General features: G+C 53.7%; 14 protein-coding genes. 9 read left to right on the top strand and 5 right to left on the bottom strand.

The features are described 5' to 3' along the window. Positions 1–54 precede the first annotated feature (54 nt). Positions 55–1,149 carry a hypothetical protein gene (locus AALG83_05465; protein ID MEY8382602.1) on the bottom strand — a complete coding sequence of 365 codons (1,095 nt, stop codon included), beginning with the start codon at positions 1,147–1,149 and terminating at the stop codon, positions 55–57. A 371-nt stretch (positions 1,150–1,520) separates the two neighbouring features. Here AALG83_05465 and AALG83_05460 point away from each other — a divergent pair, with 371 nt between their 5' ends. Genes AALG83_05460 through AALG83_05440 form a run of 5 tightly spaced genes read left to right on the top strand, consistent with a single transcriptional unit; the run spans position 1,521 to position 4,441 of the window. Further along, complete coding sequence (locus AALG83_05460) at positions 1,521–2,075, top strand: SIS domain-containing protein (GenBank protein MEY8382601.1); 555 nt, start codon at positions 1,521–1,523, stop codon at positions 2,073–2,075. Between the two features lie 22 nt (positions 2,076–2,097). Next, the gene (locus AALG83_05455; protein MEY8382600.1) at positions 2,098–2,658 is read left to right on the top strand and encodes an SIS domain-containing protein; all 561 of its coding nucleotides are present in this window, start codon (positions 2,098–2,100) and stop codon (positions 2,656–2,658) included. 22 nt (positions 2,659–2,680) lie between these two features. Further along, positions 2,681–3,217: a hypothetical protein gene (locus AALG83_05450; protein ID MEY8382599.1), complete on the top strand. Its 537-nt coding sequence runs from the start codon at positions 2,681–2,683 to the stop codon at positions 3,215–3,217. 18 nt (positions 3,218–3,235) lie between these two features. Beyond that, complete coding sequence (locus AALG83_05445; GenBank protein ID MEY8382598.1) at positions 3,236–3,814, top strand: SIS domain-containing protein; 579 nt, start codon at positions 3,236–3,238, stop codon at positions 3,812–3,814. 15 nt (positions 3,815–3,829) lie between these two features. Next, complete coding sequence (locus tag AALG83_05440) at positions 3,830–4,441, top strand: SIS domain-containing protein (GenBank protein ID MEY8382597.1); 612 nt, start codon at positions 3,830–3,832, stop codon at positions 4,439–4,441. A 68-nt stretch (positions 4,442–4,509) separates the two neighbouring features. Here AALG83_05440 and AALG83_05435 read toward each other — a convergent pair whose 3' ends face one another. After that, a complete protein-coding gene (locus tag AALG83_05435) occupies positions 4,510–5,136 on the bottom strand; it encodes a helix-turn-helix transcriptional regulator (protein ID MEY8382596.1) in 627 nt (208 codons plus the stop codon). Between the two features lie 169 nt (positions 5,137–5,305). Further along, a complete protein-coding gene (locus tag AALG83_05430; protein MEY8382595.1) occupies positions 5,306–5,884 on the bottom strand; it encodes a DUF1836 domain-containing protein in 579 nt (192 codons plus the stop codon). Between the two features lie 141 nt (positions 5,885–6,025). On the opposite strand from AALG83_05430, the gene AALG83_05425 reads away from it, so the two are divergent. The 4 genes from AALG83_05425 to AALG83_05410 all read left to right on the top strand — a co-directional run bounded on the left by AALG83_05425 (position 6,026) and on the right by AALG83_05410 (position 10,688). Then, positions 6,026–6,883 (top strand): DegV family protein, encoded by an 858-nt coding sequence (locus tag AALG83_05425; GenBank protein ID MEY8382594.1) that lies wholly within the window; start codon positions 6,026–6,028, stop codon positions 6,881–6,883. Between the two features lie 299 nt (positions 6,884–7,182). Next, a complete protein-coding gene (locus AALG83_05420; GenBank protein MEY8382593.1) occupies positions 7,183–8,154 on the top strand; it encodes a glycosyltransferase family 2 protein in 972 nt (323 codons plus the stop codon). Next, positions 8,151–9,299, top strand: coding sequence for a glycosyltransferase (locus tag AALG83_05415; protein MEY8382592.1), 1,149 nt, complete (start codon positions 8,151–8,153; stop codon positions 9,297–9,299). The genes AALG83_05420 and AALG83_05415 overlap by 4 nt, the downstream gene beginning before the upstream one ends. Before the next feature lie 54 nt (positions 9,300–9,353). Continuing rightward, positions 9,354–10,688 carry a UDP-glucose/GDP-mannose dehydrogenase family protein gene (locus AALG83_05410; GenBank protein ID MEY8382591.1) on the top strand — a complete coding sequence of 445 codons (1,335 nt, stop codon included), beginning with the start codon at positions 9,354–9,356 and terminating at the stop codon, positions 10,686–10,688. Positions 10,689–10,734: 46 nt separating this feature from the next. Here the strand turns inward: AALG83_05410 and AALG83_05405 are convergent, their stop codons facing one another. Next, positions 10,735–13,266 carry a glycosyltransferase family 39 protein gene (locus tag AALG83_05405; protein MEY8382590.1) on the bottom strand — a complete coding sequence of 844 codons (2,532 nt, stop codon included), beginning with the start codon at positions 13,264–13,266 and terminating at the stop codon, positions 10,735–10,737. A 127-nt stretch (positions 13,267–13,393) separates the two neighbouring features. Beyond that, complete coding sequence (locus tag AALG83_05400) at positions 13,394–14,404, bottom strand: NAD-dependent epimerase/dehydratase family protein (protein MEY8382589.1); 1,011 nt, start codon at positions 14,402–14,404, stop codon at positions 13,394–13,396. Positions 14,405–14,524: the final 120 nt, after the last annotated feature.

Here is a 14,524-nt window from a genome sequence, read left to right as displayed (position 1 = left end):
GTATCTCCTTAAATAGGCTCCGGCATTGCCGGAGCTGTGTTGCTTTGTATGATATTACTGATGCTTTGCGCCCGGAGGATGGCTCCACATGATGCCGACGCCCTCGGGGGAGACGACCTGCGCATTTTCGAACCCATAGGGCAGGAAAATTTCGTCGCCGCGGTTTAATTCCATCTCGCCGCCTTCATATACCAGCTTGCCGCTGCCCTCCACGACGATGCCGATCTGCACGAAACCCGTCGTCCGAAGCGGAGCGCTTCCTTTCACATCCAGGCGCGTGCAGGAGAAATAATCCGTCTGGTTTGCGCCGATGAGAACGGCCTCTTTGCCCCAGTCGCCCTCGCGGATGACCGTCGGCTCGATGAGCCAGCGCTTGAGGTTTTCCTGATAGGTGCAGCCATCGTAGATATAGGTTCCCAGCAGGCGCTCGTCGTATTCGGCTTCCTCTTCGGGTGTAACGTCCGGCTTATATTTGCAGAGACGCTCTGCGCCGACGGTGATATCCGAAGGCTCCTGCACTTCGACGACGAAGCAGCCAGCGCCGATGGCATGGGGCAGGCCGGCGCCCACGAAGAACACATCGCCCAGCCGAACCTGCACTTTATGGCAGCATTCCTCCATGGCGCGGATATCGTCGCGGTAGTAGGGCTCTGCGAATTTCTCGCGGGTCATGCCCTCTTTAAAGCCGATATACATATACGGCGGCTCGGGAACGTCGTCGCGCATGCCGATGACGATCCAGCTCTCGGCCTTGCCGTAATCGCTGTTGAACATCTTCTTGGCGTATTCCCGCGTCGGGTGGGACTGCAGGCCAAGCTGATACTGCGCATCCAGCAGCTTGACTAACACGCCCAGGTTCTTGCCCGAAATCTCCATATGCTTTGGCCCCAGAATCTCTTCCGGGTGCGCCTGGAGCATATCGTATAGATAAACGCGCTTGCCGTCCGGCAAATCCACCTCTGCTCTGCCCTCATAGGGGTTCCCCATCTCCTCTGTATTGCAGACGATGCAGTCGGATCCAACCCATGCCTCGGGGCGGCCGTTATCCAGCGCAGGCTCTACACCGCGGAACCGATCGATCTCTCTTCCACCGGGGTAGCGCACGAGCTTGTTGGGAACAAGACGCCAAGGAACTTGATAAAATTCCATAAAAAAACCCTCCCAAATTCTATATTCATTTTTAAGACGATGAATTATAGCTATCGTACCATAGTGACGCAAAAATTACAATATAGAACAGATAAAAAGTGTGCTTTTTTCGGGGCGGTAAAAAGCGGGCAGAAAGCAGAGCAAAAAAGCGGGGCGCAGTATTTTATACAGAGGCAAAGAGTGAGATGGATTAGCGTCCAATTTAATTTATAAACTAAATTTAAATAATTTGAAATTTTACTTCTTTCTATGCGGAGAAATGGCCGGATAAAATAGGGCTGCGGAGCTTGCCAAATGCTGGGGGGAATGCTATGATAAAACCATCAGAAGCTTTGGAGATCGAAATAAGTATTTTTGGAGGTTGAAGCTGTATGATTAAGGAATATGCCGGCCCAATTCTGGACGAGATCGGCGAGGCCTTAAAAGACATGGATTATGATGTCTTATGGAAGATGGTTGCCGAGATTCACGGCGCAAACCGCATTTTCTTCCATGCCATTGGCCGGCCGGAATTGCCTATGAAGAACTTCGCGATGTATCTGAAGCATTTTGGGTACCGCGTTCATGTCGTAGGCGATGTAACATGCCCCGCAATCAAGCCGGGAGATGTTTTCTTCGCCGTCTCCGGGACGGGCGAGACGAACACGACGCTGAATATGGTCAAAAAGTGCAGGGAAATCGGCGAAATCAAGGTGCTGCTCATGACTGCCGCAGAGAAATCCACCATCGGTGATCTGGCAGATCTGGTGCTGCGTGTGGATTGCCCGCTGCCTGGCGTGCCCAGCACGGTTTCCTCCATTCAGCCCATCGGCGGCCTGTTCGATGAGTGCGTCGTTTATGCGCTGGACTGGGCGCTGCGCGCCTGCCTGCAGGAGCGCCTGGGCAGAAGAGATGGCGCCGGCCCCATGCATTCCAACCTAGAATAAGGATTTTGAAGGAGAAAAAATCATGAATATCAAAGAAATTGCCGCTCAGATCATGAACGAAATCGATGCTGCAACGCAGTATACCGACGAAGATACCTTAATCAAAGTTTTTGCCACCATTCACGGCGCAAACCGCATTTTCTTCCACGCAAACGGCAGAAACATGCTGACCATCAAATATTTTGCACAGCGCCTGATGCACCAGGGATACCGGGTGTTCATCGTGGGCGACGTCGCGACGCCGGCCATCAAGGAAGATGACGCCCTGGTTGTCGTCTCGGCCTGCGGCGAGGAGAAGAACCTGATCACGGCGGTGGATACCGTCAAGAAAATCGGCAACATCCCGGTCATTCTGGTTACGGCGGCGGAGAAATCCACGCTGGCAGAGCAGGCCGATGTGGTCGTCAAGCTGCCTGTTCCCGTGCCCGGCTCGCAGGAGGATGCCTCCATTCAGCCCATCGGCGCGCAGTTTGAGCAGTCTGTGCTGTATATCATGGATGTCGGCATGAGCCACTATTTCATGGATCGCCTGGGCATTACCCTTGGGCCAACAGAGAACCCGCTGCACGCGAACCTTCAGTAGGCCAGGGCAAAAGGAGAGAGCTATGATAAAACAGACTTGTGCAAACGCTGTTGCCGGCACAAAGAAAGCCCTGGAAGGGCTGGATTATGCCGCAATAGAGAAAATTGCAGATAGAATCATTTCATCGGATAACACCTTCGTCGTGGCGGATGTGGGCCGCCCGGGCCTGGCGCTGATGTGCCTGGCGCAGCGGCTGCGGCAGATGGGCGTGCGCGCCTACCGGCTGGAGGAATCCCCGCCCACGCCTTCCGTGCATGAGGGAGATGTTGTGCTCATCGGCTCTGTCGATGGCGAGGATAAAACCTCCATCACCTTTATGAAAAAGGGAAAAGAGTTGCGCATCGATTACGATCTCTTCACTATGGCAAAGGGATCGACGCTGGAAAAGGATGCCAGCGAAGTGGTCTTTTTCGATTGCCAGGCGGAAGATGGCCTGATTGCAGAGGAGTATTTTGAGCTTGCGCTTTATGTGGTCTGCGATGCCATCGCGATGCGCGTTCAGGAGAAACTCGGCAAGAGCAAAGAGCGGATGCAGCGCGAACTGCCCAACCTCTATTAAGGCAAGGAGGAAGCGAAAATGAGCGAAGAAAAAAAGGTGCAGAGCGCGCACCTGACCTATCATGAAAAGAGAAAATTCCATGCAGAGCGCCTGGAAGAGATGAAGATCGTCGCGGAATATATGGACGATGAGAAGCTGGTTGAGATTGCAGATAAAATCGACAAGGCCAACAGCGTCTTTGTCGTGGCCCTGGGGCGCAGCCGCATGAATATCATGGGCTTTGCTACGCGGCTCCGCCAGATGCGCATCCGCGCGCATCTCGTCGGCGATATTTCCACGCCCTCCATCCATAAGGGAGATTTGCTGATCATCGGCTCCTCTTCGGGCGAGACGGCATCGCTGGTTACCTTTGCGAAAAAGGCAGCCTCCTATGGCGTGGAAGTTGTGCTGTTTACCGAGGCGGAAAAATCCACCATCGGTGATCTGGCCAGCACGGTCTACCGCATGGATGCGGATCAGAGCCGGCTGAAAAAGCCCACTGGGCTTTATGCGGAATATGCCATCGATTTGGCCTATAACTGCATCGTCATGTATCTGATGAAGAAGCGCGGCCTGACACCTGAAAAGATGCAGGAAGAGCTGGCGAACCTCTATTAAAAAGGAGCGGAGAGTATGGAAAAGATAATTAACGGCGTTCCCTATTCCACGATGGCTCAGATCACCGTCAAAGAAGATTTCAAATACCATCTGGCCGCGGATGCGCTGAAGGATGTGATGAGCAGGTTCGATTATGATAACCTCCAGAAAATCGCGGATATCATCGATGGAGCGAAGAACGTATTCGTGGCTGGCCGGGGCAGATCCCGCCAGACGGCAATGAACTTTGGCCAGCGGCTTTCGCAGTTTGGCAAGCGTGTCTATGTCGTGGGCATGGCGACGGCGCCCAGCATCAAAGAAGGTGATGTGCTGGTGCTCTCTTCCGGCTCGGGCAGCACGCCCACGCTGGTGGATTTTGCAAAGACGGCCATGGCCGTCGGCGCGAAGGTTGTGCTGTTTACGGCATCCAGAGGCGCGGAAGTCGCCAAGCTTGGCGCGGATACCTTCTATGTCTCGGATTACAACTACCAGGATGATACTGGCTCGGACAGAGAAATCTACAAGCAGATTTACGCCTACTATGATTATCCGACGAACCTGGCCTTGGAGACTGTTCTGACCTATATCATGCAGAAGAACGGCATCTCCCGGCAGCAGGCAGAGACGGAAAAGCCCAATTTGTTCTAAAAGCAGATTGTTTGGCAGGTACAAAACAGGAAAACGGCACGCCCTAAGGAACGTGCCGTTTTTTTTATTTATCTTGGGAGCGGGCCGCAGTCTGTAAAGAGCAGATCGCCAATCTGAAAGGCCTTTTCAAAGACCGGCCCCGGCAGCTTTCGGCGCTCAAACAGCTCGTCGGTCACTACGGCGAAAAATTGCTGGCTGCCCTGGCGAATCAGGTAATACTCCTTTTCCAGATTCTTCAGGTCAGCAATGAGAGCGGGTATCCCGAAGGGTGCGTCGGTCAGAAAGCCGATGAGATTGTCCAAGGCTTTTTCCTGACGGGATAGCACTGGCCTGCAGGTAAGCCGGTGGATTTCCGCATCCGGAAATTGCTCCATGACGACCAAATCTTTCTGTCCCGTTTTTTTGCGCCAGGCGCCGGAAAGCTTTGGACGGTATTCATAGCGGTTCAGATCAATTTTCTCCCGGCGAATTCCGTAAAAGGCGGATTCCTCGCCGCTCAAAAAGTCGACCATGCTGATGCCAAGAACCTGAGACAGCAGTTTTAAGTTTTCAATATCGGGCAGCCCTTTTTCGGACTCCCATTTTGTGATTGCCTGCCGGGATACCAAGAGCTTTTCTGCCAACTGTTCCTGCGTCAGCCCGGCGTTCTTTCTGGCTCGTTTTAGCTTTTCTGCAAAGGTCGCTGCTGTATCCATCCTTTATCCTCCAAAACAAAGCGTCAGCCTTTGCTGCCCTCTCATCATAGTCTCCCGGAAAAGCGCCCGCAAGATACGCTTGTTTGCAAAAAGGCAACGCTTGGTAGCATTGCCTCCTAAATGGGTCAATTCTGTGCCCGGGACAGAGCGGCAGTTCCGAAAAGACGGCCTATACTTCTGCCGGGTGCTTCTTATTCTCTTTCGCTTTTTTCTTGGCGGCCTTTTCTTCGGAAAAAGCGGCGCTCCATGCCAGATGCTTTTGCAGATAGAGCTTATTGGCAAAGGAGAAAACTGCGGCGCGCACGAGCCGCTCGGAAGCGGGCTGGGGCTGGGAGGAGACATCGGATTGGCGGGCAAAGACACAGCGCAGGGATTGCTCCAGCAGCTCTCCAAACCAATCAAACGCCTGCTGTGCCGGCAGACACTGGCATTCCAGCGTCAGCAATGCCTGAATTTCAGAAATACTCAGCACAGGCTTGAGCGTACAAATAAAAAGAAGATGCGCGACATGCCCCGGCGAATAGCGTTTGCCCACGGCCGGCGGAAGCAGCTTCTTTTTCACATAGTTATTGACCATGGCGGAGGTGAGAAGATTTTCGCCATCTGCGGCAAAGATGCGGAGGGACTGGTTGACGACTCCCAGCACTTGATCCATATAAAGCTCCAGCGCGGGAAGCTCGCCGTAGCGGGGAAAATGAAATTGCAGCACTTCCTGATAGGCGGCAGAGGCCTGGAAATCGGTGCACATAGCGCGGTTCTCCTTGCATAGAACATGATGAAATAAGCATAGCAGAAAGAATGAAAGAATGTCAAGAAGAAAAGTGGTTGACAATATAATATAGATTGTATAATATAATATTAAAAACTAGATTATAAAAGGAACAAAACTATGAATCCAGAAAAAATTGCACTTCTCATCGATTCCTGCACGGATGTCCCGCCGGAGCTGGCGGCGGCCGAAGGCGTTTACAGCATTCCTGTGCTCATTCGGTATGCTGACGGAGAGTATCGGGATGGGATCGACATCACAGCGCAGAAGGTTTATGAGCGCTTTGAGGAGGAAGTACCCAAAACATCGCTGCCTTCTCTGGAAAATGTGCAGCGTATTTTTGCGAAGATCGCGGCGGATGGCTATGAAAAGGTGATTGCGGTAACAATTTCCAGCGGCCTTTCCGGGACGAACGGTGTTGTGCAGCTGGCATCTGCGCAGTTCGACTGGATTCAGACGCGGGTGATCGATACCAAAAATATTGGCATCGGCGCCGGGTTTACGGCTATCCACGCATTGCGGATGGTGCAGCAGGGCATGGGCTTTGAAGAGATTGTGCGCAAACTGGAATGGGATGTAACAAACACCAAGGTATTTTTCTGCGTAGAGACGCTGGAGTATTTGAGAAAAGGCGGCAGAATCGGGCTGATTCCCTCTGTGCTTGGGACGGTGCTCCAGCTCAAGCCGATCATCTCCTGCAATGAGGAAGGGGTCTATTATACCGCCGCCAAGGCCAGGGGAAGAAAGCGCTCGCTGGAGCAGGCGATTGCCTTGGCGCAGGCCTTCGCAGGCCAAGGGGAATACAACCTGGCGATTGCGCATGGCGGGGCAGAAACAGAAGCCGGCCAGATCGCGGAGCAGGCAAAGAAATTTTTCCCAGGGGCGCGGGAGGTTTTTCAGGGGCAGATTAGCCCGGCGCTTGTGGTGCATACGGGCCCGGGGCTTCTGGGCATCGGCATACAGAGAATTTCACGCTAGAAAAAGGGGCGGCGCAGCGCGCCGCTTTTTTATTGTAAAGGAATTCCTGCATTGAGCAGGAAGCGGGCGCGACGAGACAGCCGGCGGCGAAAGAAAGCCGAAGCTGATTTAGGCGCGCTTTTGGCAAAATCTCAGAAATTGAGTGGGCTGTCTCTGAACGCCATAGATTCTTTCTGAAGGATACTTTGAGGCCGGGCAGGGCCGGAAAAGCGCATGCGTCTTTGTTGTTGCGAAAAAGTAAATATTGTACTATAATTTATTCTAGTATATTTTGTAGTTTTTTGAGGAAAGGCAATTCTATGAAGTTAATCATACAGATCCCCTGCTATAATGAAGAGCAAACGCTGCCCGCGGTTTTTGCCGATTTGCCAAAGCAAATTGATGGAATCGACGAGATCGAGACGCTCATTATCGACGACGGGAGCACGGATCGGACGGTGGAAGTGGCAAAAGAGCTGGGCGTGGACCATATCGTGCGGTTCCCCAACAACCGCGGGCTGGCCAAGGGTTTTATGGCCGGGCTGGACGCCTGCCTGCGGCTGGGCGCTGATATCATCGTCAATACAGACGGCGACAACCAGTATTACGGCGGGGATATTCCGGCGCTGGTACAGCCGATTCTGGAGGGAAAAGCCGAGATGGTCATCGGCGATCGGGATACGGACAGCATCGAGCATTTCTCCAGCCTCAAAAAGAAGCTGCAAAAGGCGGGCAGCAGCGTGGTGCGCAAGGCATCGGGCAGCAAAGTTACGGATACGACCAGCGGTTTTCGCGCCTATTGCCGGGATGCAGCCATGAAAGTCAACGTTACCAGCGAATACACCTATACGCTGGAGACGATCATCGATGCAGGCAACAAGAAGCTGGGGCTGGCGAACGTCAAGATCCGCACAAACGAAAAGCTGAGAGAGTCGCGCCTGTTTAAGAGCATGTGGGGCTATATCAAGCGTTCGGCCGGAACGATTATCCGGGTCTATACCTCCAAAAAGCCGCTGAAAATGTTTCTTGGCATGGCGCTGATCAGCCTGATCATCGGCCTGATTCCGGCAGTCCGCTATCTGTATTTCTTTTTCTGCGGCACAGCCACCGGGCATGTGCAGTCGCTGATTTTTGCATCTATTTTTATCATGGTTTCTGTGGTGCTGGCGGTTTTCGGTATGCTGGCAGATATGATTTCAACCAACCGCAAAGTGCTGGACGAAGCGCTTTACCGGATTAAAAAGCTGGAGTATGACGCGCAAAAAAATACACCCAAGGAGAATTCGCGTTGAACAGAGAGCTAAGGCGCATCGCCGTCGTTGGGCCGGTTTACCCGTATAAAGGGGGAATCGCGCACTATACCGGGCTTCTATGCAAAAGCCTGAGAGGGCAGTTCGAGACGCAGATGATCTCGTTCGAGGTGCAGTATCCCAAAATTCTCTTCCGCAAAGAGCAGAAGGATTTTGAGAATAACTCCTTTGAAGTGCAGGATACCAAGTACATTTTGCATACGGCCAACCCGTTTAGCTGGGGCAAATGCGCCAGGGAGATTTTGGCTCGAAAGCCGGATTTGGTCATTTTCCAGTGGTGGCATCCCTATTTTGCGCCCTGCTACCGGAGCCTGCTGCGCAAGCTGAGGCGAGGGGGCGTAAAGACGCTGTTTATCTGCCATAATGTCTTCCCGCACGAGCGCTTTCCGATGGATCGGACGCTGACCAAAATGGTGCTCAAAAAAGGCGATTTTTTCATCACCCATTCCAAAACAGATGCGGCAGATTTGCGCTCCATACGCCGGGATGCGGCGGTTTGCGAAGCAGTGCACCCAACCTACGATGCCTTCCAGTTCCAGAACTTAACGCAGGAAGAGGCAAGGCAAAAACTGGGGCTTGGCGGGCAGGAGCAGGTTTTGCTGTTCTTCGGGTTTGTGCGGGAGTATAAAGGGCTGAAGCATCTCATCGCCGCGCTGCCGGGGATTGCAAAGCGCCTGCCAAAGGTGCACTTGCTTATCGTCGGGGATTTTGGCAAGGACAAGCAGGAATATCTGGAGCTGATTGCGCAAAATAATGCAGAGCAATTCCTCACGATTTGCGATGGATATATCCCGGATCAGGAAGTGGAGCAGTATTTTGCGGCCAGCGATCTCGTGGTTCTGCCCTATGAATCTGCGACGCAGAGCGGCATTGCGCAAATCGCGTATGGGTTTGAACGGCCGGTGGTGGCGACGAATGTAGGCGGACTGCCGGATGTCGTTTTGCATGAAAAAACGGGCTATCTCGTGCCGCCGAGAGATCCCAAAGCGCTGGCAGAAGCTGTGGTGCGCTTTTTTGAAGAGCAAAAAGCGGAAGCGTTTGCGGAAAATATTCGGCAGGAGGCTGCCCGCTACTCCTGGGATAGAATGAGGGAAAACATCTGCTCGCTTTGGGAGCAGCAGGAATAGCCAGGAAAGGCGCAGAGGGAGACTTCCCAGCATGAAAACCGGATTGGAGAAGCGATGAAAAATATTGCAGTGATTGGAACGGGCTATGTCGGCCTGGTTCAGGGCGTGATTCTGGCTGAATTTGGCATGCAGGCCGTGTGCATGGATGTGGATGTGCAGAAAATAGAGCGGCTGCGCCAGGGCATTTTGCCCATCTATGAGCCGGGGCTCAAAGAGCTTCTGGATAAGAATATGAGCCAGGGCAGGCTGCGGTTTACTTCGGATATGCAGAGCGCCGTGCTGGGAAGCGAGGTCATTTTCATCGCGGTGGGCACGCCGCCTCAGGAAGACGGCAGCGCAGATCTGCACTATGTCGAGCAGGTCGCCCGGCAGATCGGACAGTTTATGGATGGCTACCGGGTGATTGTCGATAAATCCACGGTGCCCGTGGGAACGGGAAAATATGTGCGGGCCATCATCCAGCAGGAGCTGGAAAAGCGCGGCGAAAATTTTGCATTTGATGTGGTTTCTAATCCCGAATTTCTGCGGGAGGGGAAGGCCGTGCAGGATTGCCTGCGGCCGGATCGCGTCGTCATCGGGACCGAGAGTGAGCGGGCGGCAGAGATCATGCGCCAGGTCTACGATGTGCTCTATATCAACCAGACGCCCTTTCTATTTACCAACCTAGAGACGGCCGAAATGATCAAATACGCCTCCAACGCATTTTTGGCGGTGAAAATCTCCTTCATCAACGAAATGGCGCTGCTGGCGGATCAGGTTGGAGCGGATGTGCAGGAGATCGCCAGGGGCATGGGCATGGATGGGAGAATCTCGCCTAAGTTCTTGCACGCGGGGCCGGGTTACGGAGGCTCCTGTTTCCCAAAGGATACCCGGGCGATTGTGGATATTGCCAAAAAGCACGGCGAAGAGATGATGGTCGTTCAGGCGGCCATCCAGGCCAACGCCAAGCAGAAAGCGCGCATGGCAGAGCGGATTTTGCAGGCACTGCCAGATGGGAGCAATACCATCGCATTCTGGGGGCTCTCCTTTAAGCCCGAGACAGACGATATGCGGGATGCGCCCGCGCTGGATATCATCGCCAAGCTGGCCCAGGCTGGGATGCACATCCGCGCCTATTGCCCTCAGGGAATGCGGGAGGCGAAATGGCGTCTGAAAGAGTTTGAGCGCCAGATCACATACTGCCAGGATGAATACGATGCGGCCAAGGGCGCGGATGCACTGGTGCTCATGACCGAGTGGCATCAGTTCAGAGGGGCGGATCTGCGCAAAGTCAGCGGGCTGATGAGGGGAAGGCAGTTTTTCGATCTGCGCAATGTGTTTGCCAAAAACAAACAGGCAAGGGAGCTTTTCGATTATCACGGCGTCGGCTGCCCAGATGGGCAGGCATAGGCAATAAAAAAGAGCAGGCTTTATGCCTGCTCTTTTTTATTGCCCGCTATTTGCGCAGCGTGATACCGGTAATCTCCAGCGGAACATCCGGCGAAGGGAAGACGCGCAGTTCGAGATTTTCCACATCCTCGCTCAGCGCCATAGACAACGAAAGTGTGCACTCCCCATCTACGAAATCTGCGGCATAGAGCTTCATGCTGTTCTGGAACTGCTGTTCTTCCCCAGCAGCCAAAAAGTCCACTGTAGCCAGCTCAGTGTGCGTTACGCCAGGGGGGAGGCGGAAGGAGAATTCTACGGTATAATTCCCAGCCTTTAGGGGGATATACGGCCCAAAGAGCAGCGTAGCGCCGCTGCCATCCGCGATAAAGCTCTCGCTGGATTCAGATTCCAGGCGGCCATTGCTGCTGAACATGGCAAGGGGAAGCTCTGAAACCAGCGGGTTTTTCTTTTTGGAGACGCGGTAAAGATCCGCACGCCAATCGATCTCCTGATGCTGCCTGGGGTAGGCAGCGCGTGCCCACTCGAGATCCATGCTTGAAATGGTATAGGATTCAATGAACTCAATATCCGCATCAAAAGGATCGAGTATGGTGTAGGGCGAGGGGAAGGAGTTGCCCGCAATGTAGTAAAGCGAGCCATTCCGATCCAAAAATGCGGGAATGCGATCTGCCGCGTAGTAGTTTAGCTTATGTACGTTTTTGCCATAGACAAACCGAAGTGTGCTGTGATATTCGGAAGCGTTTGTAAAATAGAGCTCGTCGTCCTCCAGAGCATCCGCGAAGCGCTCATACTGCTGTGCAATGCCATGCAGCGGCCTGAAGAAAAGGAAAGGCTGGGATTGGTAGATGAGAAAAGCCGAGATGGCCAAAGCACAGATGCCCTGAACAGCACGGTTCAAAAACTCTTTGATTTTGGGAAGGCGAATTTCGCAAATGCCATAGGCGGCCAGCAGGAAAATATAGGGGAAGCAAACAGTAACCCATCTTCTGGAAGCCCAGATGTGATCCGTGCTGATGGCGGGGTCGTAGAGATAGACCATGAGGTTGGAAATGCATAGGGCGAACAAGACCAGCAGAGTGGAGGTTTTTTCCCGATAGTTGCGCAGATAGCGGTATAGCCCATAGATAGAGAGCAGGACTGCGGTGATCGAGGTATACCAGCTAAATTCGATGAGCGAGCGCGAGCGGAAGATCTGCTTCTGTGTATTCCACAGAGGCGAAGTCGGGTCCAGGATGGGCTCGGCTAAAGGCGCCTGCGGGCGGATGAAATAGAGATAGGCCGCTGCCAGCAAGAAGAAGGCGGCAATACAGACGGCGCCGCTGCGGCTGGCAAAGATCGCGCTCATCCAGTCTTTAAGCGGCCGCTTGCGATTCAGCAATCTGCCCAGCAGCGAACAGAGCAGGGTGAAAGCCAGTAGCAGCACGTTGGCCGTCAGAATAAGGCGCAAGGAACCCGTACGGAATAGATCCACGAAATAAGGACGGACGTTGCACAGTGCCCAAAACGCTGTGCCAATGCCCAGAAAAACATAGGAACCTACTGCGGGCAGCAGATAAGAGAATTTGGGGCGGTTCCAGACGGCTAGATAGGCCGCGCAAACCAGCAAACCCAGGCCGTAGATATAGACATCGATGCGCACCAACAAGCTAAAGCCCAGCAGTGCGCCGCCCAGCAGGGAGAGCAACCGCCGCTCCTGCTCCCAGCCGGCAGAGATGAGATAGCAGGCGGCCAAAAACAGAAATTGAGCCAGAATTTCGGTCAGAGTGATGCGGGCGGTCCAGATCTGGGCAGGGCAGAGAGCCAGAAAGAGCAGCGCCAGGCAGGCGGCCTTGCTGCTGAAAAAGCGCCGAATCAGATAATAGAAGGCGAGCAGAGCGAAGACGGCCAGCACGCTGTTTACCCGGAACAATGCCGATAGCCCGCCAGCGTCGTAGGCCACGGCTAAGATGGCAGGATAGCCAGGCATGAACTGGGGGGTGAGATCCCCGGGCTGGGGATCCGAAAATGAATCTCCAAAGAGATAGCGATTATATTCGGGGGTATTTTGCGCATGCGCCTGATCCGAGTAGATGCCAGTGGAGCCCAGCCCTATAATCTCCTTATAGCGATCCCAGTTTTCATTGAGAAACTCATCTGAATCATAGGCAAAAGCTCCTTCCTGGGCGATATGCACACCATGCACGATGTAGACACCCTGATCCCGGCCGCTGAGCATATAGTTGGCGGGAAAGAGTGCATAGAGTGCAAAGGCAACTGCCAGGATGATGGCGGGGAGAATACGGAATTCATAGCTGCGCAGCCGAGCCCAAAAGGCCCTGGGCGCATAGAGCACTTTTTTGCGCGCGGCAATAAATGCGGCAATTAGCACTTCACCGTACTGGATGGCAAGCAGCAGCCAAAAACGGTAGATACCCAGCATGGCCATCGCAGTAGCGAGCAGCGTCGTGTTGACAAGCGCCGCAGCAGCGGCCCAGAATAGGCTCTCCAGGGCACGCTGCTTTTTTTGCAGGGAGTCGATGATCCCAAAGAGCGCATAAGAAAAGCCCAAAGCATAGAGTAAGAATAAAAGTAGGTTCATTGCAGTTTCATCTTTCTAATAGCACATAGTTGTCTTTTAGTGTAACATTTTGGCAACATAATTTCAACAGATGAAAGGTGCGAGGCGAAGAAAAGCAATCAAAAAGCGGCAATACCTGCCGCTTTTTTTATGAAATGCGTCGCTGCTGCTTGAGCCAGTGAACGGTATCCAAAAGTGTTTCATCCAGCGCCCGGGGCTGATATTCAAGCTGGCGGGACGCCTTTTCGTGGGAAAACGCCGCGTTGGAGGAAAGCGTATAAAGGGAATATGCCGTATAGAGCGGCGGCTGGCGCAGTATCTTATAGTACAGCTCGCTGAGCGGCGCGGTCAGCCGCGCGAACCAGAGCGGGAGAACCGTCTTGATAGCGTGCTTTCCCGTCAGTTGGTGCAGCCGGAAGAGGAGATCCTGGACACAGACATACTGCCCGGAGAGAATATAACATGCGCCGGCCTCGCCCCGTTCACAGCAAGCAAAAATACCCGCCGCCACATCCCGGACGTCTACAAAATCGTAGCCGCCCTTGACGCACGCCGTCAGCCTCCCGCGCAGATAATCCAGGATCAGCTGCGTCAAGTGGCCGCGGCCATAGTCGTAGGGGCCGATGATGCCGGAAGGATGCACGACGCAGGCATTCAGCCCAGCCCTGGCGGCATCCAGTACGCATTGCGTTGCCTCGGCTTTGGTTTTGGCATAAAGCCCGCAGACGGCAGAAGGGTCGAATTGCTGTGCTTCGCAGATGGTTGTCCCTGCGGGCGCCTCTGGAATCGCGTGCACCGAGCTGACGTATACAAGGCGCTTTACCTTATGCTTTTGGCAGAGTGCCAGAATATTTTTTGTGCCGCCAACGTTGACGTCGTGGACGCTCTGAATATGCCGGGAGGCGATAGAGACAACGCCGGCGGCGTGGATCACGATCAGATCCCTATCGTCCGGGTTGGCAAAAAAAGGCTCGAGGCTTTGGGCGTCGCAAATATCGCCGCAAACCACCTCCACGCCGGACAGGGCGGCGAGATGAGCCGCGTTGGTATCACTTGGAAGGACCAGAGCCCGAACCGCGCAGCCGCGCTCGGATAATTGATGCGCCAGAGCCGTCCCCAGATGGCCGGCCGCGCCGGTAAGCAAGTATAGAGCACGCATCTTTGCACCTCCTTTTCCTCATTATAACATGCCGTCAATCTCTATTTGTGTCTGGATTATGAAGTTTTTGCACTTCCTTTTTATCATTTCCCGCCAATCGCTTTTTTATCACAACTGCGC

The organism is Christensenellaceae bacterium 44-20 (assembly GCA_041223705.1).
Taxonomy (GTDB): domain Bacteria; phylum Bacillota; class Clostridia; order Christensenellales; family Christensenellaceae; genus QANA01.
Note: the sequence above shows the minus strand (reverse complement) of the source record. Positions and strands in the feature narration are given on the sequence as shown.